Source organism: Pseudoduganella violaceinigra DSM 15887 (assembly GCF_000425385.1).
GTDB lineage: Bacteria > Pseudomonadota > Gammaproteobacteria > Burkholderiales > Burkholderiaceae_D > Rugamonas > Rugamonas violaceinigra.
Map to the genome: position 1 here is coordinate 1 of NZ_KE384358.1, position 21,939 is coordinate 21,939.

21 protein-coding genes and 4 tRNA genes are annotated in these 21,939 nt (G+C 61.4%); all 25 read right to left on the reverse strand.

Annotation, left to right across the window (positions count from 1 at the left end; genetic code table 11):
• On the reverse strand, positions 1-2,623 hold a 2,623-nt coding region (locus H597_RS0122365), incomplete at its 3' end, for an RHS repeat domain-containing protein (protein WP_028104075.1).
• Between the two features lie 32 nt (positions 2,624-2,655).
• On the reverse strand, positions 2,656-4,377 hold the full coding sequence (locus tag H597_RS34335) for an NBR1-Ig-like domain-containing protein (RefSeq protein ID WP_083941245.1): 1,722 nt from the start codon (positions 4,375-4,377) through the stop codon (positions 2,656-2,658).
• An 827-nt stretch (positions 4,378-5,204) separates the two neighbouring features.
• A tRNA-Cys gene (locus tag H597_RS0122375) sits at positions 5,205-5,278 on the reverse strand.
• Positions 5,279-5,323: 45 nt separating this feature from the next.
• Positions 5,324-5,396: transfer RNA gene (locus tag H597_RS0122380), tRNA-Gly, on the reverse strand.
• A 16-nt stretch (positions 5,397-5,412) separates the two neighbouring features.
• Positions 5,413-5,488: transfer RNA gene (locus tag H597_RS0122385), tRNA-Gly, on the reverse strand.
• A 78-nt stretch (positions 5,489-5,566) separates the two neighbouring features.
• Positions 5,567-5,642 (reverse strand) — tRNA-Gly (locus H597_RS0122390).
• A gap of 80 nt (positions 5,643-5,722) precedes the next feature.
• Complete coding sequence (gene pgsA, locus H597_RS0122395) at positions 5,723-6,313, reverse strand: CDP-diacylglycerol--glycerol-3-phosphate 3-phosphatidyltransferase (protein WP_028104077.1); 591 nt, start codon at positions 6,311-6,313, stop codon at positions 5,723-5,725.
• Positions 6,314-6,378: 65 nt separating this feature from the next.
• Positions 6,379-8,232 (reverse strand): excinuclease ABC subunit UvrC, encoded by a 1,854-nt coding sequence (gene uvrC, locus H597_RS0122400; RefSeq protein ID WP_028104078.1) that lies wholly within the window; start codon positions 8,230-8,232, stop codon positions 6,379-6,381.
• On the reverse strand, positions 8,225-8,623 hold the full coding sequence (gene acpS / locus H597_RS0122405) for a holo-ACP synthase (protein WP_028104079.1): 399 nt from the start codon (positions 8,621-8,623) through the stop codon (positions 8,225-8,227). Before acpS ends, uvrC begins: the two co-directional genes overlap by 8 nt.
• A complete protein-coding gene (pdxJ, locus tag H597_RS0122410; protein ID WP_028104080.1) occupies positions 8,620-9,378 on the reverse strand; it encodes a pyridoxine 5'-phosphate synthase in 759 nt (252 codons plus the stop codon). Before pdxJ ends, acpS begins: the two co-directional genes overlap by 4 nt.
• A 9-nt stretch (positions 9,379-9,387) precedes the next feature.
• A complete protein-coding gene (gene recO / locus H597_RS0122415) occupies positions 9,388-10,221 on the reverse strand; it encodes a DNA repair protein RecO (RefSeq protein WP_051294034.1) in 834 nt (277 codons plus the stop codon).
• Entirely contained in the window at positions 10,221-11,123 is a 903-nt protein-coding gene (gene era, locus H597_RS0122420) for a GTPase Era (protein ID WP_028104082.1), read from the reverse strand. Before era ends, recO begins: the two co-directional genes overlap by 1 nt.
• 18 nt (positions 11,124-11,141) lie before the next feature.
• Positions 11,142-11,930 carry a ribonuclease III gene (rnc, locus tag H597_RS32100; RefSeq protein WP_035375023.1) on the reverse strand — a complete coding sequence of 263 codons (789 nt, stop codon included), beginning with the start codon at positions 11,928-11,930 and terminating at the stop codon, positions 11,142-11,144.
• A gap of 3 nt (positions 11,931-11,933) precedes the next feature.
• Positions 11,934-12,314, reverse strand: coding sequence for a DUF4845 domain-containing protein (locus H597_RS0122430; RefSeq protein ID WP_229632229.1), 381 nt, complete (start codon positions 12,312-12,314; stop codon positions 11,934-11,936).
• A 21-nt stretch (positions 12,315-12,335) separates the two neighbouring features.
• Positions 12,336-13,262, reverse strand: coding sequence for a signal peptidase I (gene lepB / locus H597_RS0122435; protein WP_028104084.1), 927 nt, complete (start codon positions 13,260-13,262; stop codon positions 12,336-12,338).
• Complete coding sequence (gene lepA / locus H597_RS0122440; RefSeq protein ID WP_028104085.1) at positions 13,259-15,052, reverse strand: translation elongation factor 4; 1,794 nt, start codon at positions 15,050-15,052, stop codon at positions 13,259-13,261. The genes lepB and lepA overlap by 4 nt, the downstream gene beginning before the upstream one ends.
• Positions 15,053-15,201: 149 nt before the next feature.
• Positions 15,202-15,444 (reverse strand): glutaredoxin family protein, encoded by a 243-nt coding sequence (locus tag H597_RS0122445; protein ID WP_028104086.1) that lies wholly within the window; start codon positions 15,442-15,444, stop codon positions 15,202-15,204.
• Positions 15,445-15,655: 211 nt separating this feature from the next.
• On the reverse strand, positions 15,656-17,119 hold the full coding sequence (locus tag H597_RS0122450; protein ID WP_229632230.1) for a DegQ family serine endoprotease: 1,464 nt from the start codon (positions 17,117-17,119) through the stop codon (positions 15,656-15,658).
• A 118-nt stretch (positions 17,120-17,237) separates the two neighbouring features.
• Entirely contained in the window at positions 17,238-17,477 is a 240-nt protein-coding gene (locus tag H597_RS0122455) for a hypothetical protein (protein ID WP_028104088.1), read from the reverse strand.
• A 9-nt stretch (positions 17,478-17,486) separates the two neighbouring features.
• Positions 17,487-18,056 (reverse strand): sigma-70 family RNA polymerase sigma factor, encoded by a 570-nt coding sequence (locus H597_RS0122460; protein WP_028104089.1) that lies wholly within the window; start codon positions 18,054-18,056, stop codon positions 17,487-17,489.
• A 24-nt stretch (positions 18,057-18,080) separates the two neighbouring features.
• On the reverse strand, positions 18,081-18,464 hold the full coding sequence (locus H597_RS0122465) for a protein YgfX (RefSeq protein WP_028104090.1): 384 nt from the start codon (positions 18,462-18,464) through the stop codon (positions 18,081-18,083).
• Between the two features lie 77 nt (positions 18,465-18,541).
• Positions 18,542-19,786, reverse strand: coding sequence for a beta-ketoacyl-ACP synthase II (fabF, locus tag H597_RS0122470; RefSeq protein WP_028104091.1), 1,245 nt, complete (start codon positions 19,784-19,786; stop codon positions 18,542-18,544).
• A gap of 39 nt (positions 19,787-19,825) precedes the next feature.
• Positions 19,826-20,065 carry an acyl carrier protein gene (gene acpP / locus H597_RS0122475; protein ID WP_028104092.1) on the reverse strand — a complete coding sequence of 80 codons (240 nt, stop codon included), beginning with the start codon at positions 20,063-20,065 and terminating at the stop codon, positions 19,826-19,828.
• Between the two features lie 143 nt (positions 20,066-20,208).
• Positions 20,209-20,955: a 3-oxoacyl-ACP reductase FabG gene (gene fabG / locus H597_RS0122480; RefSeq protein ID WP_028104093.1), complete on the reverse strand. Its 747-nt coding sequence runs from the start codon at positions 20,953-20,955 to the stop codon at positions 20,209-20,211.
• A 13-nt stretch (positions 20,956-20,968) separates the two neighbouring features.
• Entirely contained in the window at positions 20,969-21,910 is a 942-nt protein-coding gene (fabD, locus tag H597_RS0122485; protein WP_028104094.1) for an ACP S-malonyltransferase, read from the reverse strand.
• Positions 21,911-21,939: the final 29 nt, after the last annotated feature.

Below are 21,939 nucleotides of genomic sequence, written 5' to 3' on the forward strand. Positions count from 1 at the left end.
CGTCCAGCGCGAAGAATTCGCTGCGCGTTTCATACTGGCGAGGGTTGCGCGTGCTGCGGATGTAGCCGCTGTCGTAGCTGTGGGTGGTGACCAGCGGACCCAGTTCGCTGTCTGCGACCGTGCGGGCTACGCGGCCCAGGGCGTCGTGCTCGGTGCTGACGCCGGGCACCGTGGCGTCGACACTGCTCACCGTGCGCTGCGGGTAGGACTCAAGCACTTGTTGGCCGCCGGAGTCAAAACGGCGCACCGTGTATCGGCTGGTGTTGCCAGGGTCGGCGGCGTCGTAGATACGCGTGAGCGCAGGGCGCAGCAGCCCGTCGAAGTGCACTTCTTCGGTTTGGTTGCCGGTTTGCGTCACCCGCATCCAATGCGTGCCATTCAAGCCGTAGGCGCTGCCCGACTGGCTGAAGGTTTGCGTGGTGGGCGCCCAGGCAAGCGTGTCGCCAGCAGGATGGTTGGTCAGCTTGAGGCGGCCCATGGCGTCGTAGTCGTAGCTGCTCTGGAAGCCGGCTGGGTCGGTCGTGGAAGCGATCAGGCCATTGTTATTCACCACAGCGCTTTCGCTGCTGCCTTCCGGGTAGGCCACGTTTTGCGCAATGCCCAGCTTGTAGTTGCTGTAGGTGGTGGTGCTGTAATTGCCGTCTTTGCGATGCCACAGCGTGCCGTCGCCGTAGTAGTCCAGCGATTCCAACTGCAAGCCGAAGGCTTGGCGGCCAGTCAGGCTGGCGTGGACTGGGTGATAGCCGTAGTTCGCCATCTGCGTGCTCGTCGACACTTCGGTGACTGTCGCAGTCTGGCCAATCACCCATTTACTGGTGTTGTCGTGATAGGTGTGCAATTCACTGCGGCTGTAGCCAAGGCTGCTGGAGCGTGTGATGGCCAATGGCCGGCCCCAGGCGTCGAAGTCGCCCAGTGCAGGATCAACTCGCCAGACAAAGTTGACGTCCTGCTGGACGGTGACCTTTTCGTCCAGTGGCGTGAGGTGGGACGCCAGCTCGCCGTTGCCGCGCGACTGGTAGCTGTAACCGAGCGGCTGGACATAGTTGGCGGGAGCCTTAGGGCCACGATAGCTCATGTAGACCGTGCGCAAGGGATAGCCGCCGCTGGTGGCGGCCAGGTCGTGCAGGCCGCTTTCGGTCTTCAGCAGCTTGCCTTCGTTCACACGGAAGCGGTTGCCGAAGGTGTAGCGCGTCACATTGCCTTCCGGGTCCTGGACGTTGACGACCTTGCTGTCCAGGCAAAGCTGAGCAGACGGTTCGTCAAAGCTGGCGTTGGGTGGGCCGTAGAAATTTCGCCATGTGAGCGGCGAAAGGCCCGCGCCGCTGATGGTCTTGGTCTGCAGCGCAAGGGTGTCGAAGTACATCGGATAGTGCAGATGCGGACTTTGCGTCCGCTCGTCGTCGCACTGGCGATATACAAAAGAGCGGCCATGGGTTACCGGCGCCAGCGTGAAGGTGCCTGTCGCACCGGAGGGGTGGGTCATGCTGGCGGTGAACGCAGACGGCTGGTACATCGGCGGCGCAGTGCACCCACCATCGTTGATGTAGGAGATGGTTTGCTGCAGGTTGGCCATTTCGCCAACTTGCCACGCACTGCCATCTTGCTGCACGACGCTGCCTAGGGTGTTGCCTGAGTAGTTGTAAGTCCAGGTCCGGCTGCCATCGCTCACGGTGCTGATCTTGCCGCCGCTCCAGTTGATGGTGAGTTTGCGGCCATCGCTAGCGGTAATGGTGTTGAGTTGCCAGCGGTTGACCGGATCGTAGACGTAATTCACCGTGTTGCCGAATTTGTCGGTCACCTGGGTCGGCATGATCCATACTTCCACCCTATCCAGCACATTGCCGTCGGCAATCATTGGCTGGGGCGCCGGCGCCTTGCCGTCGACCGGCAACACCATCGCAAACGACTCCGGCGCACTGCTCGCCTTTTCCAGCGGCGTCATGCCACGAACGGCCATCCAGTCGAAACGGTATTGTGTGCCATCAGGGCTGATCGCCATGAATCCTTCGCCGGATTCGTTGGTCGCGCCGGGCGACTGCAGCGTCACGCCGCATCGCAGGGTCCACATGCCAGTTGTAATCAGCGGGTCGGCGGTACCAGTGAAAGCGCCGTTACGCTGAAGGATTTCCTGGTCCCCTGCCCCGGGTACATACAGGAAGCTGCCGTGCCAGTATTCCGTGCCGTTCCATGTGCTCCGGGAACCCCAGCTGCCGGTCACGGTCGGCGGCACCCCAAAGCCCGAACAGCGCGATCCAGTCGGCGTCGACGGCTTGGTCCATTTTGACGCGCTGGAGAATGTGCCGTGCAGGTGGGGGATGTCGTAGTCCCAATTGCCAAATGCCTTGGCAGCTTGTATCTCCGCCCCGGTTTCCAGCCGCCGCCCCATGCTCACCTGGAGCGCGTTGTTGCTCGGCAGGCTGACGTCGGTCTGCGTGAACTCCAGTCCGCCGGTGTACATGCTGACTTTGTCGCCAAAGAGATCCGGACCGAGCGTCGTCATGCCGGTTTGGGAGCGAATTAACTTGCCGGATTCGGCATAGATGCTGGTCGAGGCCAGCGCAGATGGGAACACGCTGGCTAAGATGGCGCCTGCTGCCGCAGCTGCGACGGCGCGAGTAGCCATGGTGAGTCGCATGGTTATCCTTTTCATGACGATTAGTTGCAGTAGGCCGGCGCGGCCTGTGTGGTCATGGTGTCCTGCAGGGTGACGCTGCCCGCCGGGCCGGCCGCGGTCCAGGTGCAGACGGCGGGAGCTCCGGCCCATTCAGGCTTGGCTATGGCGGAGAACTGGCCTGCATTGCGCAACACAACGGAATAATTCGCATCGCTGCACTGCATGGTGACGCGGGTGGCATTGGTGGAGCTCCACGTGACGGTGTAGTTTTCGCCCGAAGTCAGGGTTGTTGGCGCATGCGATACATTGAGCGTCGGTGCTCCTGCCGCCGCGGCAAGCACATCGACCCGAACATTAGCGCTTGGGTTGCCAAAGGCTCCGGATACCGGCTCGGTCATTTGCCATTGCAGGTTATAGGCGCCGGCGGCTACCGGCGCCTTGACGATCGCCACAAACTGGGCGTTCTGGCCTGGCAATACGACGCCGGACAAGGGGACGCGATTGAGACCCCACGTAATGTTGTTGGCGGGGCCGGTGGTGCCCAGCTGCGCATTGTTCGCGGCGGACCAGGCCAATGCACCGGTGTTCTTCATGGTCACCGAGACCTGGTAGGTCTGCCCTGCGATCATGGTGCTGGGGACGCTCTGGATCACAAACTCCGCTCCGTAGCCGGCGGTGGCCATCATTTCAGTCGCCGTGCTCGTGCCGCCGGGCCCGGACGCGCTCCAGATGCAGGTGGATGGATAGCCGACCCATGCGGCGCTGGCGGTGCCAGAGGAAGCACCGCTCAGCGCCATGCTGTCGTTGGAGGTGAAACCTGTCCCATTGGCGGTACATACGCGCGAAAGGCTGGTAGCGTTCGAGGTGCTCCAGTTCAGCGTAAAGGATTGGTTAGCCTGCATGGTGGACGGCGTCCGGCTGACCGAGATCTGTGGTGGCTGCGGCGGTTGGACCTTGATACTGTAAACGCCGGTCTGCTGCCCAAACCATTCGACTGATTCACGCAGCATGCCCCATTGGGCTGTATAGATGCCGCTCATTGCGGGCGCCGTGATGTAAAAGCTAAATGTTGCAGCGCCATTCGGGGCGACGCTTGAAGGTAATGGCACGCGGTGGCCACCCCAGGTCATCGCATCGCCGACAAATCCCAGTTGGTAACCATCAGCGGCGGACCAGGTAGTGTTGCCGGTATTTGTCAGGGTGACCGATACCAGACGTGCCTCGCCGGGCCGCATGAGCAACGGCGGTGCACTCACCGCGCCTAGAGCAGCATCGTTTTTCGGCACAACCACATTGATCATATAGACTTGGGTCGTTGAGCCGAAAAAACCGCCCCCATCGTACATCATTTGCCAAGCAAACGGATAAGTCCCCGGCGTTGTTGGAGCAACCAGGGTTGGCTGCAGCGCAAGCACATCATTGAATCGGATGGTGCCGCCGAAGTCCAGCCTGGGTTGGCCCCAATAATCGTACAGTGAGCCGACGTGATAGGAGTAGCCAGTCCAGACTGGATTACCCATATTGCGGAAGCTGATTTTAGGGGTGAAAGTTTGCCCAACGAACAATGTTGTCGGCACCCAGATGTTGAACGGCGCAGCATCCGGCGTCTGGTCCTCGGGGTCGGGCGGTGTCGCAATGGCGGGGCGAACCGTCCCGGGCTTGCCAGCCTGCGCTCCTCCGATGGCGCCCAAGTTTAATGCTGCAAAACACAACCACAATGCGAAAAGCCGCCAGCGGCCGGCAAACTTCTTCTGCCCAGACATCCTGATTCCATGCTCTTAATTATTTTTTAGCATAGTAGTCCATCTGACAATTAATTACAAATAAATCATCGAAGCTCTCTGCACAAATATTCGTTGTCGTTTGGCGTTGCTAGGAATTCATTGGGAGGAGCGGTGGGCTTCGTGATTGTGGTGCATGATGGCCTCCGCGATTTAGTCTATTCGGTTTGGCCTAATAAGGCTTGATCGATATCAAGTGATGTCGGGGTAACTCAACGGTCCGACAATTTTCCGGGGGATTATCTCTCCTGCAGTCCCGCCTCCTGTAGGTTCATAGCCTATCGGGGGTTCGAATCCCCCTCTCTCCGCCAGGATTCAAAAAGCCCTTGTAAATCAAGGGCTTTTTTTTGGCTATCGGATCCGTAAACAGACAAGCTCAACTTCAGTAGTGGGGGCGTGGAATTGTTTTGGAATTTTTGCGCTGACAAGCACTCTAGTCACTAAAGGCCGATAGGCATGTGGGTCGACTAGAAATTTCTAGGTGGCTTCCGTAGGCATGGGCCTCGTTTTCGGATGCGAATGTCGTTGTGTAAATCCCATTGGGCAAGAGCTTGTGCTTGATGCGCAGCTCGTACTTATTGCCCCGTTTTCTCACCATTGCCATTAGCTTCTCCAAGAGTCGGGTAGCAAGGTGACAAATAACTCGCGTCAACGGCCAACCCGCTTCAACTCGCATAAACGGCCAAACGAGGCCGTTTCAGGGTAGCGGTGCTACCCGAATGGGGTAGCAACGAGGTGGTATGAGGGTATTTGAACGTAAAAAAGCCGGGAAGTTCCCGGCTTTTCGCAAGCTAAGTGCTTGATTTTTTTGGAGGCGAGGGCCGGAATCGAACCGGCGTACACGGCTTTGCAGGCCGCTGCATAACCATTTTGCTACCCCGCCGAAGGGGTTTCAGAGCCGCGGCAGGTCGCGTGTCTCTTGGAATTCTGGAGCGGGAAAAGAGTCTCGAACTCTCGACCTCAACCTTGGCAAGGTTGCGCTCTACCAACTGAGCTAGCGCCTGGGTTTGAAATACCTGGAGCGGGAGAAGAGTCTCGAACTCTCGACCTCAACCTTGGCAAGGTTGCGCTCTACCAACTGAGCTACTCCCGCATTTCAGAGGAACCGCATTATCGCAGAAACATTCTCATATTTCCAGCGATTATTACCGCTGAGTTGCTGATGACTTTTTGGAGCGGGAGAAGAGTCTCGAACTCTCGACCTCAACCTTGGCAAGGTTGCGCTCTACCAACTGAGCTACTCCCGCTTCGCATCGCTGCGTTGTCATCAACAGCAGGCCAGCATTATAGATGATCTACCGGCACTGTCAAGGGGCAACATTGTTATTTACGATAACGTGCCCGAGCGCTCCTTGATCATGGGCCACGCCTTCTTCAGGTAATAGAACATGGACCACACGGTCAGCACGCTTGCCAGCCACAGCAGCATGTGCCCAAGCACCCGGGTATCGATGGCGCCGAACAGCACGTCCTGATACAGCAGCAGCGGGATGGCCGTCATCTGGGCGGCCGTCTTGATCTTGCCGATCGAATGCACCGCCACCGATTTCGAGGCGCCGATCTGCGCCATCCATTCGCGCAGGGCGGAAATCGTGATTTCACGGCCAATGATGATCAAGGCCAGGATCGGGTGCCAGGGGTCGAGCCTCAGGTTCACGATCACCAGCAGGGCTGCGGCCACCATCAGCTTGTCGGCGACCGGGTCGAGGAAGGCGCCGAAAGCCGAGGTCTGGTTCCAGCGGCGGGCGAGGAAACCGTCGAACCAGTCCGTCACCGCGGCGACGATGAAGATCAGGGTCGCGGCGAGATTGTGTTCGTGGACGGTGAGCCAGGTTTCAGGGAGATAGAACACACCTACGACCAGGGGAATCAGCGCGACGCGCAACCAGGTCAGCAGGATCGGGAAATTGAAAGGCATATGCGGTATATAGGAATTGTAATGACGCGCCGCTAGTGTATAACGGCGGCGCATGCAAAGCCACCCTAGTGCAACTGCCGGTAGATTTCCTCTGCCAGGGTGTCGGAAATACCCTCCACCGACTTCAGGTCTTCGATGCTCGCATTCATGACGCCTTTCAGGCCGCCGAAGCGCGACAACAGCTTCTGGCGCCGCTTGGCGCCAATGCCTTCAATCTCTTCCAGGCGCGACGTCTGGCGGGCCTTGGCGCGCTTGGCACGCATGCCGGTGATGGCGAAGCGGTGCGCTTCGTCGCGAATCATGGCCACCAGCATCAGGGCCGCGGACTCCTTGCCCAGCTCCTGCGGCTCGCGGCCATCGACGAACACCAGCGTCTCCAGACCGACGCGCCGGCCCTCGCCTTTGGCCACGCCGACGATCAGGCCGATATCCAGACCCAGTTCGACAAATACCTGGCGCGCCATTTCGACCTGGCCCTTGCCGCCGTCGATCAGCACCACGTCCGGCATCACGCCGTCGCCGCCCGCCACTTTCTCGTAGCGGCGCGTCAGCACCTGGCGCATGGCGGCGTAGTCGTCGCCCGGCGTGATGTCGTTGATGTTGTAGCGGCGGTATTCGCCGTTCTGCATCTGGTGGTGATGGAACACCACGCAGGAGGCCTGGGTCGCCTCGCCGGCCGTGTGCGAAATGTCGAAGCATTCCACCCGCAGCGTATCGAGGTCTTCGTTTTCCAGTCCCAGCACTTCGGCCAGCGCGCGGGTGCGGGCCTGCTGCGAACCCTGCTCGGACAGCAGCCGCGCCAGCGAGATTTCGGCGCCCTTCTGTGCCAGCTCCTGCCATTGGCGGCGCTGGCCCTGCGGCTGGAACACCAGGTGGATGCGGTGCCCGCACTGCTCCTGTAGCGCCACGATCAGCTCCGGCTGATCGAATTCAATGTTCAGGATCAGCGTGCCCGGAATCGACTTCTCCGGATAATGCTGCACCAAGAAGGCGGCCAGCACTTCCTGCTCGATCGGGCGCTCGGCCACGACTTCGGCATCCATCACATGGGTCGGGAAGTAGGCGCGGTCACCCAGGTGGCGGCCGCCGCGCACCATCGCCAGGTTGACGCAGGCGCGGCCGCCCTGCACCACCACGGCCAGGATGTCGACGTCCTGGTCGCCGGTGGTCTCCATCGATTGCTGGTGCAGCACTTTGGACAGCGACTGGATCTGGTTGCGCACCGCCGCCGCCTGCTCGAATTTGAGCTCGGTGGCGTAGGCCAGCATCTTCTGCTCCAGCTCCTCCATCACCTCGCTCTGCCGTCCGCGCAGGAAGCGCGCCGCGTTGTTGACGTCATTGCGGTAATCTTCCGGCGCAATCAGGTCTACGCAAGGGCCGCTGCAGCGGCCGATCTGATGCAGCAGGCAGGGACGCGTGCGGTTCATGTACACGCTGTCCTCGCAGGTGCGCAGCATGAAGACCTTTTGCAGGATCTGCATCGACTCGCGCACCGCCCAGGACGAAGGGAACGGGCCGAAATACTGGTGCTTGCGGTCGACCGCGCCGCGGTAGTACACCATGCGCGGCACCTCGTCGCCAGTAATCTTCAGGTAGGGATAGCTTTTATCGTCGCGGAACAGGATGTTGTAGCGCGGCTGCAGGGCTTTGATCAGGTTGTTTTCCAGGATCAGCGCCTCGGCCTCGCTGCGCGTGACCGAGGTCTCCAGGCGCGCGATGCGCTCGACCATCAGGGCAATGCGCGGGCTCGACAGATTCTTCTGGAAATAGCTCGAGACGCGCTTCTTCAGGTCGCGCGCCTTGCCCACGTAGAGCACCTTGTCGTCGGCGTCGAAGTAGCGGTACACGCCCGGCAGGTTGGGCAGCTTGGCAACGGTGGCAAGCACCTGTTCGCGCGGGTCTGGGGTCTCTTCAGTCATTCGTTCGTTCGACGATCGCATAGGCGACCGCGTAATCCTCTTCGTCGCTCACGGAGATATGGGCGACCAGCCCATTCTGCAACATGAATTCGCCGAGCGCGCCGCTGCAAGCCATATACGGCTTGCCCAAATCATCATTGAGCAGCTGCGCCGTGTGCCAGCTCATCGGAGGGCGCAGCCCCAGGCCAAGCGCCTTGGAGAATGCCTCCTTGGCGGCGAAGCGGGTGGCGGCATAGCGTACGCCGCGCACGGGACTGCGGGCGCAGCGCTCCCGGTAGACCGCGAATTCTTCGGGACCGAGGATTTTGCGCGCAAAGCGCTCGCCGCTGCGTTCGAGCGCGGCGGCGATGCGCGGTACTTTGCTGACGTCGGTCCCGATCCCGTAGATCATTGCGCGCCCAGGCGGGTCGACACCATGATGGCCTTCATCTCGCGCACGGCGTTTTCCCAGCCGGCGAAGATCGAGTGGGCGACGATGGCGTGGCCGATATTCAGTTCCGCGATATCGGGAATGGCGGCGATCGCCTGCACATTGGTGTAATGCAGGCCGTGGCCGGCGTTGACCTTCAGGCCGTTCTGCACGCCCCAGCGCACCCCATCCTTGATGCGCGCCAGCTCGCGCGCCTGGGCCTCGCCCTCGGCATCGGCGTAGGCGCCGGTGTGCAGTTCGATGACCGGGGCGCCGACGGCGGCGGCGGCCTTGATCTGCGCTTCATCGGCGTCGATGAACAGGGAGACGCGGATGCCCTCCCCTTGCAGCTGCTTCACGGCCGCTTCAACTTCCTTGTGGAAGCGCACCACATCCAGGCCGCCTTCGGTGGTGATCTCGGTGCGTTTTTCCGGCACCAGGCAGACGTCGGCCGGTTTGATGCGACAGGCGAAATCGATCATTTCCTGGGTCACGGCGGCTTCCAGATTCATGCGGGTCAGCAGCTGCGGCGCCAGCGCGATCACGTCGGCATCCTTGATATGGCGGCGGTCTTCGCGCAGGTGCAGGGTGATGCAGTCGGCGCCGGCCTGCTCGGCCAGCAGCGCGGCGCGGATCGGATCGGGATACACGGTGCCGCGCGCATTGCGCAGCGTGGCGACGTGGTCGATGTTCACGCCGAGGTCGATGATGGTGCCGGAGGGATGCAGGAAGCTCATATTTTCTTCTTAAAGTTGCAGCAAATCGATCAGTATCTGGCGCGTGTTCAATGGCGCGCCGCCAAGGTGCCAGGACAGCAAATAGCGCATCAGCTGCTTGCTTTGCAATTGCGTGGCCGGGTCGGAATAATCTTCGCGCTCCATGTCCAGCAGGGTCTTGCCGGCCACGCGCGGCGCGCTGTCGTCATCGCGCCCGGGGCGCGGGCCGCGTTCCGGGTCCACCACATACTGTACCTCGGGCTGGACTTTTGTGCGCGTGACGGTGCAGCGCACCAGGTCGGCCGCCACGCCGGTCTGCTTCAACAGCGCCATTTCGAATTTGCGCAGCACGATCGGCGCCGGTTCGTTGTGGGCCAGCTGGTTGAGGGTGGAGACGTAATGATCGAACAGCGCGGCATGCGCATCGTCGCGCGCGGTCAGCTTGACCAGCAGTTCGTTCAGGTAGAAGCCGCACAGCAGCGCCGTCTTTTCCAGCGGCAGCATGCCGCCGACCCAGTCGGCATCGGTCAATGTACGCAGCTCGTTCTTGCCGGTCCAGCCGGTGCTCAGGGGCTGGAAGGTTTGCAGCACGCCGCGCAGCTGCGAATGGGGGCGCTTGGCGCCCTTGGCGATCAGCGCCACGCGCCCGAAATCGCGCGTGAACAGCTCGACGATGAGCGAAGTTTCCTTGTAGGGATAGGAATGCAGTACAAAGGCTGGCTGCCCCGTCACGCGGGTGCCGACGGTGCGCTGCTGGCTTGGCGCCCGGCGCTTTTGCGCCGGCGCCGCCGAAATGGCCGAGCCCGTGGCAAGCACCGGGTCTGACCCCAAGGTTGCCACGGGCTCGGCTGTAGAAACAGGCATTATTCGTAGCCGTATGCGCGCAGGCCGGCTTCGTTGTCGGCCCAGCCGGATTTCACTTTCACCCAGATCTCGAGGTAGACCGGGCCGCCGAACAGTTTCTCCATGTCCTGGCGGGCCTGGGTGCTGACTTCCTTCAGGCGCGCACCTTTGTTACCGATGATCATGGATTTGTGGCCATCGCGCTCGACCAGGATGGCGGCGAAGATGCGCCGCAGATTGCCTTCCTGCTCGAATTTTTCGATTAGCACCGTGCTGGTGTAGGGCAGCTCGTCGCCCACGAAGCGGAACAGCTTTTCGCGCACGATTTCCGACGCCAGGAATTTCTCGCTGCGGTCGGTGATATCGTCTTCGCCGAAAACCGGCTCGTTTTCCGGCAGGTACTTCTTGATTTCGTTCTGCAGGCCGTCGAGCTGGAAGCGCAGCTTGGCGCTGACCGGGACGATGGCGGTGAACTTGAACTTTTCGGCGACCTGCTGGGCGAACGGCATCAGCACCGCCTTGTCCTTGACGCGGTCCGACTTGTTGATCACCAGGATCACCGGCACATTCTTCGGCAGCAGGTCCATCACTTGCTGGTCGGCCTGGCCAAAGGTGCCCGCTTCCACGATGAACAGGATCAGGTCCGACGATTCCAGGGTGTTGGTGACGGTCTTGTTGAGCGTCTTGTTCAGCGCGTTCGAGTGGCGGGTCTGGAAGCCCGGCGTGTCGACGTAGATGAACTGGGCGTCGGCGACGGTCTGGATGCCGGTGATGCGGTGGCGCGTGGTCTGCGCCTTGCGTGAGGTGATGCTGACCTTGGCGCCGATCAGCGTATTCATCAGGGTCGACTTGCCGACATTCGGCCGGCCGACAATGGCAATGTAGCCGCAGCGGAAGCCGGCGGGAGTGGGTGCGCTAGTCATGGTGCAAACTCAATTCGGTTATTGTTTGGCGAGCTTCTTGTCAGCCGCCGTTTCGCTCTGGACCGTGGCAATGCCGGCCAGCTTGAGCTGGGGCGAACGCTGGCGTGGCTTGCGGCCGGTGGACGGTGCCTTCTTCAGCGCCTCCTCGGCCACTTCCAGGGCCAGCTTGGCCGCGGCCTGCTCGCCGGCGCGGCGGCTGCCGCCACGCCCGAACACCTGGATGCCCAGTTTCGGCACCAGGCACTCGATCTCGAATTCCTGGCTGTGCGCCGCGCCATGGGTGGCGACGACGTTGTACAGCGGCAGCGAAATCTTCTTCGCCTGCAGGAATTCCTGCAGCAAGGTCTTGGCGTCCTTGCCCAGGGTTTGCGGATCGACGGTGTCCAGGATCGGGATGTAGAAAGCGCGGATCACCGCCGCGGCCTGGTCGAAACCGCCATCCAGGTAGATGGCGCCCAGCAGTGCTTCCAGGGTATCGGCCAGGATGGACGGGCGGCGGAAACCGCCCGACTTCAGTTCGCCCTCGCCCAGGCGCAGGAACTGCGACAGTTCCAGCTTCTGCGCGATTTCGAACAGCGATTGCTGCTTGACCAGGTTGGCGCGCACGCGCGACAGATCGCCCTCGTCGAGGGAATTGAAACGTTCGTACAGGATGGAGGCGACCACGCAATTAAGGATGGAGTCGCCGAGAAATTCCAGCCGTTCGTTATGCAAACTGCTATGGCTACGGTGTGTCAGGGCCTGCTGGAGCAATCCAGCATCCTGGAACGTGTAGCCCAATCGGGTTTGCAATAACTGTAAATTCATCACTTATTCTGCAACCTTTTTCTTCGCGCCGGATTTGGCCGTTGAACCTTGATACTCCATCAGCAGGCTGGCAGGACCAACCAGCGGGATTTTCTTCTCGTAAGCAAAGCTCACTTCCAGCTGTCCGTCCTGGCGTTCAATCATCAGGTCGCGGCTGGTAATCGCGGTGATGTAGCCCACTTCGGCGCTCTTGTCGAAAGACTCCTGGATCGTCTTCACGGAGTCGCCGCCATCTTTCTTGGCGCGGTCGATCGCGCCGGCAATGGCGCGGTATTCGATGAAGGTCGGCAGGACCTGGGCGCCCAGCAGGCCGATAAAGCCCAGGATGGCAATCACAAAAATCAGGCCTACCAGGCTGATACCACGTTCACGCTGCATACGCATAACTTGTTTTCCTTTGTCTACTTAGCGGATGCCGCCAAGACGATCGAAATTGAAATTACCCAGGTTCATCCAGACGAAGAAGGCCTTGCCCACGATGTTCTTGTCCGGCACGAATCCCCAGATACGGCTGTCGGAACTATTATCCCGATTGTCGCCCATCATAAAGTAATTTCCTTCAGGCACTACACACGAGAAACCTTCGTAGTTGTACGTGCAGGCTTCACGGCCAGGGAAATTATGCACACCCTGGGGGGCCGCCGGCGCCATCTCGTCATTCAGCACACGGTGCTGGACATTCCCCAGCTGCTCCATGAACTGTTTCCGGTAAGTAAGCAGTTTTTCTTCGTCCAGGTAGTCGGGCATGGCGGTGTAGCCGATCTGTTGCCCATTGACTGTTAAGCGCTTGTTTTGATACACAATTTTATCACCCGGCACACCAATGACCCGCTTGATGTAGTCCTGGCTCACGTCTTCCGGATATTTGAACACCATCACGTCGCCGCGCTGCGGGTCGTTCAGCTGCACCACCTTCTTATTGATGATGGGCAGGCGGATGCCGTAGGTGTATTTGTTCACCAGGATCAGGTCGCCAACCAGCAGGGTCGGCACCATGGAGGCCGACGGGATCTTGAACGGCTCCCACAGGAAGGAGCGCAAGAAGAACACCAGCGCAATCACCGGAAAGAAGCTGCCCGAATACTCGATCCAGGTCGGCTGGCGCAGGATGTCCGCTTCCAGCTTGGAACGGGCATTGCCCTGCTCGTCCATGCGGATGCCGTTGGCGGCCGAGCGCGCCATGCGTTCGTCATATTCGGCCAGCGCCTTGTTGGCTGCCGCGCGGCGCTGCTTGGCGAACACCACCAGGTCCAGAACCCAGATGATGCCCGTCACCACCATCAGGACGAACAGGATTAATGCGAAATTGCCCAGAATGGATTGCAGTGTCATTTCTCGTCCACTTGAAGGATTGCCAGGAATGCCTCTTGCGGGATCTCCACGGAGCCCACTTGTTTCATGCGTCGCTTACCTGCTTTCTGCTTCTCCAGCAGCTTCTTCTTACGGCTGATGTCGCCGCCGTAGCACTTGGCCAGCACGTTCTTGCGCATCGCCTTCACGTTTTCGCGCGAGATGATGTTGGAGCCGATCGCGGCCTGGATCGCCACGTCGAACATCTGGCGTGGGATCAGCTCGCGCATCTTGGCCGCCACGGCGCGGCCGCGGTACGGCGCATTGGCGCGGTGCACGATGATGGCCAGCGCGTCGACCTTCTCGCTGTTGATCAGCATGTCGACCTTGACCACGTCGGCCGAACGGTATTCCTTGAACTCGTAGTCCATCGAGGCGTAGCCGCGCGAGGTCGACTTCAGCTTGTCGAAGAAGTCCAGCACGATTTCGGCCATCGGCATTTCGTAGATCAGCTTGACCTGGCGGCCGTGGTAGGCCATGTCCATCTGAATACCGCGTTTGCCGATACACAGGGTGATCACGGAGCCGACATACTCTTGCGGCATGTACAGGTTGACGGTGACGATCGGCTCGCGCACATCGTTGATGTGCGTCGGCTCGGGCATGCGGGACGGATTGTCCACATTGACAATGCTGCCGTCGCGCATTTCCACCTCATACACCACGGTCGGCGCCGTCGTGATCAGGTCCATGTCGAATTCGCGTTCCAGGCGCTCCTGCACGATTTCCATGTGCAGCAGGCCGAGGAAGCCGCAGCGGAAGCCGAAGCCCAGCGCTTGCGACACTTCCGGCTCGTACATCAGGGCGGCGTCGTTCAGCTTCAGCTTTTCCAGCGAGTCGCGCAGCGCGTCGTACTGGTTGGCTTCGACCGGGAACAGGCCGGCGAACACTTGCGGCTGCACTTCCTTGAAGCCGGGCAGCGGCGCGCTGGCAGGCTTGGCAAGGGCCGTGATGGTGTCGCCCACGCGGGCGGCTTTCAATTCCTTGATGCCGGCGATGACAAAGCCGACCTGGCCTGCGCTCAGCGCCGGCAGCGATACGGAGCGCGGTGCGAAGATACCGATATCCTCCACCAGCTGCACCGAGTCGGTCGCCATCAGGCGGATCTTTTCTTTCGGACGCAGGGTGCCGTTCACGACGCGCACCAGCATCACCACGCCCACATAGGAGTCGTACCAGGAGTCGATGATCAGCGCTTGCAGCGGCGCTTCCGGGTCGCCCTGCGGCGGCGGCACCTTGGCGATGATCGATTCCAGCACGTCTTCCACGCCCAGGCCGGTCTTGGCCGAGCAGTGCACGGCGTCGCCCGCCTCGATGCCGATCACGTCTTCGATTTCGGCGATGGCGGTGGGCGGGTCGGCGTTCGGCAAGTCGATCTTGTTCAGCACCGGCACCACTTCCACGCCCAGGTCGAGCGCGGTATAGCAGTTGGCCACGGTCTGCGCTTCCACGCCCTGCGACGCGTCGACCACCAGCAGCGCGCCTTCGCAGGCCGACAGCGAGCGGCTCACTTCATAGGAGAAGTCGACGTGGCCCGGGGTGTCGATCAGGTTCAGGTTGTAGATCTCGCCGTCGCGCGCCTTGTACTTCAGGGCTGCGGTCTGGGCCTTGATCGTGATGCCGCGTTCACGCTCCAGGTCCATGGAGTCGAGGACCTGCGCTTCCATCTCGCGGTCGGACAGGCCGCCGCACAGCTGGATGATGCGGTCCGCCAGCGTGGACTTGCCGTGGTCGATGTGGGCGATGATGGAAAAATTGCGAATGTTCTTCATTAAAAAATCGAAACGAGCTATAACAAAAAGGCGCTTGTGCGCCTTTTTATGGAAATCAATGCAAGGGTAACCCCCGGCATTTTACCGGATTTCAGAGGGGAAAGCCGGATTTCTAGAGGGAGGAATGCGAAATGGTGCCATTTCAGCAATTATTTCGACAACACCGCCCGTACTTTCGCCTCATCCAGGAAGTAATGACACAGCTCCGGCCCGTCCAGGTCGGCAAACAGCACCGGCACTAGTTCGTCGAAGCGCGCCACCAGGGCCGCATCCGCGTCGACGTCGATCACATCGACCGTGAATGGCTGGTGTGGGGTTTGCAGGGCGTTCAGGGCCGCCAGCATGTCTTCGCACAGGTGGCAATACGAGCGGGAGTACAGGGTGAAGTGCATTCGGGGCTTGCGGGAGATTGGCGGCGCCCCCTCGGGCGCGGGCTGCCATTGTAGCGCGCCGGGCGGGATGTTGATGATGATGATTGGCGCCAGCCTCCAGCTTGTCACACGGGCCACTGTACGATCATCTTCGGCTGGTAATCGCGAATGTTACGCCGCCGCGCGCCGGCCGCCGTGATGGGCGGCCAACGCGCGGCGGCGGCAGCTCAGCTTACTTGGCAGCCGGGGCCGGACGCAGCGAGAAGTGCTGCGCCTGGTTGCCGCGGCGCACCAGCACGGCCGCCGATTTCTTGGGATCGAGCTTGGCCACGGCGGCATTGAACTGCTTGGCATCGACGATATCCTGGTTGTTCAGCATCAGCAGGATGTCGCCCTGGCGCAGGCCGGCGGCCTCGGCCGGGCCGTCGGTGTCTTCGACGATAACGCCGCCGCTCACGCCCAGCTCGCGCTTTTGCGCCGCCGTCAGGTCGCTGACGACGAAGCCCAGCGTATTGGCCGCCGAGGCAAGCTCATACTTCCTCTCGCCTTTCTTGCCGCCCGAACGGCCGGCCACCTTGTTGTCCGGATCGGCTTCGCCCACCGTCACATGCAGGTCGGTCGGGACCCCCTTGCGCCAGACGGTCAGAGTCGCCTTGCTGCCTGGGGGCGTGCCCAGCACCATACGGGTCAGTTCGGCGAAGCGGTCAATCTCCTTGCCGTTATACTTGATGACCACGTCCCCCACGCGCACGCCGCCCTTGTCGGCCGGGCTGCCGGGCTCGACCTGGGTCACTTCCGCGCCCTTATTGTTTTTCAGTCCCAGCGACTCGGCCACTTCGCGGTTCAACTCGCCGATCTGCACACCCAGGCGGCCGCGTGTCACCTTGCCGGATTTCTTCAACTGCTCGGCCACCCGCATCGCCTCGTCGATCGGGATCGCAAACGAGATGCCGTTATAGCCGCCCGACAGGGTCGCAATCTGGGAATTGATGCCGATCACCTCCCCTTTCATATTGATCAGCGGACCGCCCGAGTTGCCGGGATTGACCGCCACATCGCTCTGGATCAGCGGCAGCAGATCGCCGGTATCGCGTGCCTTGGCCGAGATAATGCCGGAAGTCACCGTGTTTTCCAGGTTGAACGGCGAGCCGATCGCAATCACCCACTCGCCCACGCGCGCCTTGTTCGGGTCGCCCATCGTCAGGTAGGGCAGCTTGCCGCCATCGATCTTCAGCACGGCCACGTCGGCGCGCGCGTCGGCACCCAGCACCTTGGCTTTGAACTCGCGCTTGTCGGTCAGGGTGACGTACACCTCGTCGGCGCCATCGACCACATGGGCATTGGTCAGCACATAGCCGTCGGCCGACACGACAAAGCCCGAACCAATGCCGCGCTGGATTTCCTGGCCTGGCGCCGGCAGGTTGCGCCGGCGCGGCGACTGGCCGCGCGGCATCTGGCCGCCAAAGAAGCGGCGCAGGAATTCCTGCATTTCATCGGCCTGGCCCGCCGCATCGACATCGCGCTGCGTGATGCGCTCGGTAGTGCGGATATTCACCACTGCCGGCCCAACCCGCTCAACGAGATCGGCAAAGTCCGGCAAGCCGGCCACGGCGGGCGCAGCCGCATAAACAGGAGAGAAACCGGCGACGGCTGGCAGGCCGAGGGAAGCTGCACTGAGCACCAGCGCAGAGATCATGCTTTTTTTCATGGTTGCGTTTGATGAAAGTCAATGAAGTAGGAGCAATATAAATCAGCTTCGCGCGAAACGGGAGCCTGATTTTGTGACGATATGTTGCGGTCGCCTGTGCCGCATTTCAAGAGGCCGCGACGGCGGACGCATCGCCCAGCTCGGTTTGCCCGGCATCGCCGCCTTCGCTAGGGACGGCGCCGCCCTGCCCCGCTTCCAGCACGGCCGCATCGAGCGCCGCCGCCAGCCTGCGCTCGAAGCCGGGGCTGGGCTCGGCGTCGGCCACGCTGCGCCGCAAGGCTTCGCCGATCACGGCGTGGACCTGGGCGGCCACAGGCTTGTCATCTTCATCCGGCAGTACGATCATTGCCCCTCCTCACCAGCGCTGATCAACAGGCAAATCCAACAAAGGCCGCAGGCGGCGTGCGATCGCTTCGCGCGCCCGAAAAAGCCGGCTCCGCACAGTTCCCAGCGGACACTCCATGATTTCCCCGATTTCCTCATAACTCAAGCCCTCGATTTCGCGCAGCACAATGGCCGTGCGCAATTCCAGCGGCAAGGCCTCCAGCGCCGCATCAATCGCCAGCATCACCTGCTTGCTCAGCAACATCGACTCGGGCGTGCCGATCTCGGGCGCCGGCGCCTGGGACGGCAATAGCGCCGGCGCGCCGCGCTGCCGGCGCCGCAGAATGGCATTGCGCGCCCCGTTCAAGGCAATCCGGTACAGCCAGGTAAAGAACGCCGCCTCGCCCCGAAAGCGCGGCAGGGCGCGGTACGCGCGCAGGAAAGTCTCCTGCACCACGTCTTCCGCCTCCGCCTGGTCGCGCAGCAGCCGCAGCACCAGGCGGAGCAAGCGCCGCTGGTAGCGCCCCACCAACTGGTCGAAGGCCGCCCGCTCTCCCGCCCGGGCCCGCTCTACCAGTTCTCGATCTGGGTCCACCTTCATTAGACCTGCCCCTGCGTCGTTGGTTCATATTTTTTGCAGCTGCGCCCGGATTGCGGCCTGCAGGCGGCGCCATTCCCCGCCCGCGATCGAATCCGGCAGCAGGACCAGCCACAGGCGCCGGCCATCGTCCAGCGCCATATGCAGCAACAAGACGCCCGGCCAGACCGTGCAGCCATCCAGCAAGCAGGCACGGCATTGCTTCCGGTATACCGTCAGGCGGATTTCTCCGACACCGGAAATATCAAGATGGCTGCAATTGACGTCGCGCCGCAGCCCTGCCAGCAGGGCTGCGGCCAGCAGCGGCTGGCCGCTCCAGGCACCAACGGCCAGCACGGACGCAAGCAGGCCTGCCCGCAAAGCGCGCAGGCATGGCGAGGGACGGATAGCGACAGATGCCGCGATCGACATGGGTTTTTTCGTTCTGGGGGGTACAGCGGAAGCGCTCGCCCCGGTGCTATGACCGGGGCGAGGCTTGGAAGTTCCGTTTAGACTTTACCGAACAGCAGGCTGCCGTTGGTGCCGCCAAAGCCGAAGGAGTTCTTCAGCGCATAGTTGATCGTGGCATTCCGCGCGGAATTGGCGCAGAAGTCCAGATCGCAAGCCGGATCCTGGTTGAACAGGTTGATGGTCGGCGGGATCACCTGGTGGTGGATCGCCAGTACGGTGAACACGGACTCCAGACCGCCAGCGCCGCCCAGCAGGTGGCCGGTGGCCGACTTGGTGGAGCTGACAACCAGCTTCTTGGCGTGTTCGCCGAAGGTGCGCTTGACGCCCTGCACTTCAGCCACGTCGCCCAGCGGGGTCGAGGTGCCGTGCGCATTCACATAATTCACCTGGTCAGGGTTGATGCCAGCGTTGCGCAGCGCGTTCTGCGCCGACTTGCTGCCACCGGCACCGTCTTCCAGCGGCGAGGTCATGTGATACGCATCGGCGCTCATGCCAAAGCCCAGCAGTTCTGCATAGATCTTGGCGCCGCGCGCTTTCGCGTGTTCGTACTCTTCCAGCACCATGACGCCTGCGCCTTCGCCCAGCACGAAACCGTCGCGGTCCTTGTCCCATGGGCGGGACGCGGTGGCCGGGTCATCGTTACGGGAGGACAGGGCGCGGGCCGAAGCGAAACCGCCCAGGCCCAGCGGCGACACGGTCGATTCCGCGCCGCCGGCAATCATGACGTCCGCATCGCCGTATTCAATCAGGCGAGCAGCCGCGCCGATCGAGTGCAGGCCGGTGGTGCAAGCTGTCACGATGGACAGGTTGGGACCGCGCATGCCGTACTTGATCGACAGGTTGCCGGAAATCATATTGATGATCGAGGCCGGTACGAAGAACGGGGAGATACGGCGCGGACCGCGCTTGTCGTAGTCTTCCTTCTGTGCTTCGATCATCGGCAGGCCGCCGATACCGGATCCAATGATAACGCCGATACGATCGGCATTCTCCTCGGTCACAGTGATCCCGGAATCCTGGATAGCCTGGATGCCGGCTGCCATGCCGAAGTGGATGAATTTATCCATGTGACGCGCTTCTTTGGCGTCGAGGTAATCCTCGACATTGAAGCCCTTCACTTCACCCGCGAAACGGGTGGAGAAGGCCGATGCGTCAAAACTAGTAATGTTTGCGATCCCGGACTTGCTCTCGGTGATTGCTTTCCACGCGTCGGCAACGCTGTTGCCGACGGGGGAAATAACACCGAGGCCGGTGACCACTACACGACGGTTTTTAGAACTCAAGCGAGTCTCCCGGAGTGGATCGGAGAGTCAGCGGGCTGATTAGGCCTTGACGTGTGCAGTTGCGTAGTCGATGGCTTGCTGCACGGTGGTGATCTTTTCAGCTTGTTCGTCTGGGATTTCCATTTCGAACTCGTCTTCCAGTGCCATTACCAGCTCAACGGTGTCGAGGGAATCGGCGCCCAGGTCGTCAACGAAGGACGATTCGTTCTTGATGTCTGCTTCGGCGACGCCCAGTTGTTCAGCGACGATTTTCTTAACGCGTTGTTCGATATCCGACATGTTATGGCTCCAATATGTTGTTACGGAAAGCGCGCATTTTAGCAGGTTTGCGCGCCTATAAACTAATTTCGACGTTTGATTTGATCTACGTTGAAATCACTACTAAATGATGCGATCGTGCAGCATTATGCCGCAGAACCGTATCAATTCATATACATCCCACCATTCACGTGCAGGGTGGTACCGGTAATATACGCGGCCGCTGGCGAGGCCAGGAAAACGACTGCTGCGGCAATATCTTCCGGCTTGCCCAAACGGCCCAGCGGAATCTGGGACAGCAGGGCTGTATGCTGGTCTTCGCCCAGCGCCTTGGTCATATCGGTGTCGATAAAACCGGGGGCGACGCTGTTGACGGTAATGTTGCGGCTGCCGATTTCACGGGCCAGCGCGCGGGTCATGCCCTCGACACCGGCCTTGGCGGCAGCATAGTTCATCTGGCCGGGATTGCCGGCCGATGCCACCACGGAGGTGATATTAATGATACGCCCAGTCTTGGCCTTCATCATGCCGCGCAGGACCGCGCGCGACAAGCGCCCCACCGCCGACAGGTTGGTGGCGATCACGCTATCCCACTCCTCATCCTTCATGCGCATGGCCAGCTGGTCTTGCGTGATGCCCGCGTTGTTGACCAGGATGCCGACGGCGCCAAAGGTTTTTGCGATATCGTCGATGATGGCAGCGCACTGCTCGGCATTGGTGACGTTGAGCACCATGCCCTTGCCTGCCTCCGCACCGATTTCGGCCAGGTAGGCCGAGATGGCTTGCGCGCCGGCTTCGGTGGTGGCGGTGCCGATCACCTTGGCGCCCTGGCGCGCCAGTTCCTGGGCGATGGCCTTGCCGATGCCGCGCGAGGCGCCGGTCACCAGTGCAACTTGATTTGCGAGTGTCATTGTTTTCCTTCTTTTATTTCAGGGTGTCCAGCATGCGCTCGAGGGTGGCCTGGTCGTAGATGGCCTCGCCAACCAGCGTGCTGTCGATGCGCTTGGCCAGGCCCATCAGGACCTTGCCCGGACCGCATTCGACCACATTGGTGATGCCGTCGGCGGCGACCTTCTGCATGGTTTCCACCCAGCGTACCGGGGAGGCGGCCTGGCGCACCAGCGCATCCTTGATCGATGCCGGGTCGTTCAACACGGCCACATCCACGTTGTTGATCAGCGGGATTTGCGGCGCGTTGAAATGGATCGATGCCATATAGTCGCGCAGGCGGTCCGAGGCCGGCTTGAGCAGCGTGCTGTGGAACGGCGCCGACACCGGCAGGCGCATGGCACGCTTGGCGCCCTTGGCCTTGGCGATTTCGCAGGCCTTGTCGACGGCAGCGGCATGGCCGGCCACCACGACTTGCGCCGGCGCATTGTAGTTCACCGCTTCCACGACTTCGCCCGGCACGGCCGCTGCCGCTTCGGCGCAGGCAGCGCGCACATCCTCATCGGACAGCCCCAGCATGACAGCCATGGTGCCCTGCCCGACCGGCACGGCTTCCTGCATGGCCTGCGCGCGGAAGCGCACCAGCGGCACGGCATCCTTGAAGGAAATCACGCCGGCCGCCACCAGGGCCGAGTACTCGCCCAGCGAGTGGCCAGCCACCACGGTCGGCACCGGGCCGCCAGCGGCGATCCAGGCACGGTAAGCGGCCACAGCAGCGGTCAGCATGACCGGCTGGGTATTGGTGGTCAGGTCGAGCTCTTCCTTTGGACCTTCGGCAATCAGCTTGCCCAGGTCAAATTGCAAAGCATCGGAAGCTTCGGCAAGGGTTTGCGCCACCACCGGATTGCCGGCAAAACCTTCCATCATGCCCACAGCCTGGGAACCCTGGCCTGGAAACACGAAAGCAAATTTATTCATCGTTCAACCTTTAGACTTCTTATTCTAAA

What these genes read in the sequence shown, in the direction of transcription:
- pdxJ (WP_028104080.1), bottom strand. Translation starts at nt 9,378, where the DNA reads ATGAGCTTCCTGCATCCCTCCGGCACCATCATCGACCTCGGCGTGAAC.
- era (WP_028104082.1), bottom strand. Translation starts at nt 11,123, where the DNA reads ATGACTAGCGCACCCACTCCCGCCGGCTTCCGCTGCGGCTACATTGCC.
- H597_RS0122430 (WP_229632229.1), bottom strand. Translation starts at nt 12,314, where the DNA reads ATGCGTATGCAGCGTGAACGTGGTATCAGCCTGGTAGGCCTGATTTTT.
- H597_RS0122455 (WP_028104088.1), bottom strand. Translation starts at nt 17,477, where the DNA reads ATGATCGTACTGCCGGATGAAGATGACAAGCCTGTGGCCGCCCAGGTC.
- acpS (WP_028104079.1), bottom strand. Translation starts at nt 8,623, where the DNA reads ATGATCTACGGGATCGGGACCGACGTCAGCAAAGTACCGCGCATCGCC.
- uvrC (WP_028104078.1), bottom strand. Translation starts at nt 8,232, where the DNA reads ATGACTGAAGAGACCCCAGACCCGCGCGAACAGGTGCTTGCCACCGTT.
- H597_RS34335 (WP_083941245.1), bottom strand. Translation starts at nt 4,377, where the DNA reads ATGTCTGGGCAGAAGAAGTTTGCCGGCCGCTGGCGGCTTTTCGCATTG.
- recO (WP_051294034.1), bottom strand. Translation starts at nt 10,221, where the DNA reads ATGCCTGTTTCTACAGCCGAGCCCGTGGCAACCTTGGGGTCAGACCCG.
- fabG (WP_028104093.1), bottom strand. Translation starts at nt 20,955, where the DNA reads ATGACACTCGCAAATCAAGTTGCACTGGTGACCGGCGCCTCGCGCGGC.
- H597_RS0122445 (WP_028104086.1), bottom strand. Translation starts at nt 15,444, where the DNA reads ATGCACTTCACCCTGTACTCCCGCTCGTATTGCCACCTGTGCGAAGAC.
- lepB (WP_028104084.1), bottom strand. Translation starts at nt 13,262, where the DNA reads ATGACACTGCAATCCATTCTGGGCAATTTCGCATTAATCCTGTTCGTC.
- H597_RS0122460 (WP_028104089.1), bottom strand. Translation starts at nt 18,056, where the DNA reads ATGAAGGTGGACCCAGATCGAGAACTGGTAGAGCGGGCCCGGGCGGGA.
- fabD (WP_028104094.1), bottom strand. Translation starts at nt 21,910, where the DNA reads ATGAATAAATTTGCTTTCGTGTTTCCAGGCCAGGGTTCCCAGGCTGTG.
- rnc (WP_035375023.1), bottom strand. Translation starts at nt 11,930, where the DNA reads ATGAATTTACAGTTATTGCAAACCCGATTGGGCTACACGTTCCAGGAT.
- acpP (WP_028104092.1), bottom strand. Translation starts at nt 20,065, where the DNA reads ATGTCGGATATCGAACAACGCGTTAAGAAAATCGTCGCTGAACAACTG.
- lepA (WP_028104085.1), bottom strand. Translation starts at nt 15,052, where the DNA reads ATGAAGAACATTCGCAATTTTTCCATCATCGCCCACATCGACCACGGC.
- pgsA (WP_028104077.1), bottom strand. Translation starts at nt 6,313, where the DNA reads ATGCCTTTCAATTTCCCGATCCTGCTGACCTGGTTGCGCGTCGCGCTG.
- H597_RS0122465 (WP_028104090.1), bottom strand. Translation starts at nt 18,464, where the DNA reads ATGTCGATCGCGGCATCTGTCGCTATCCGTCCCTCGCCATGCCTGCGC.
- H597_RS0122450 (WP_229632230.1), bottom strand. Translation starts at nt 17,119, where the DNA reads ATGATCTCTGCGCTGGTGCTCAGTGCAGCTTCCCTCGGCCTGCCAGCC.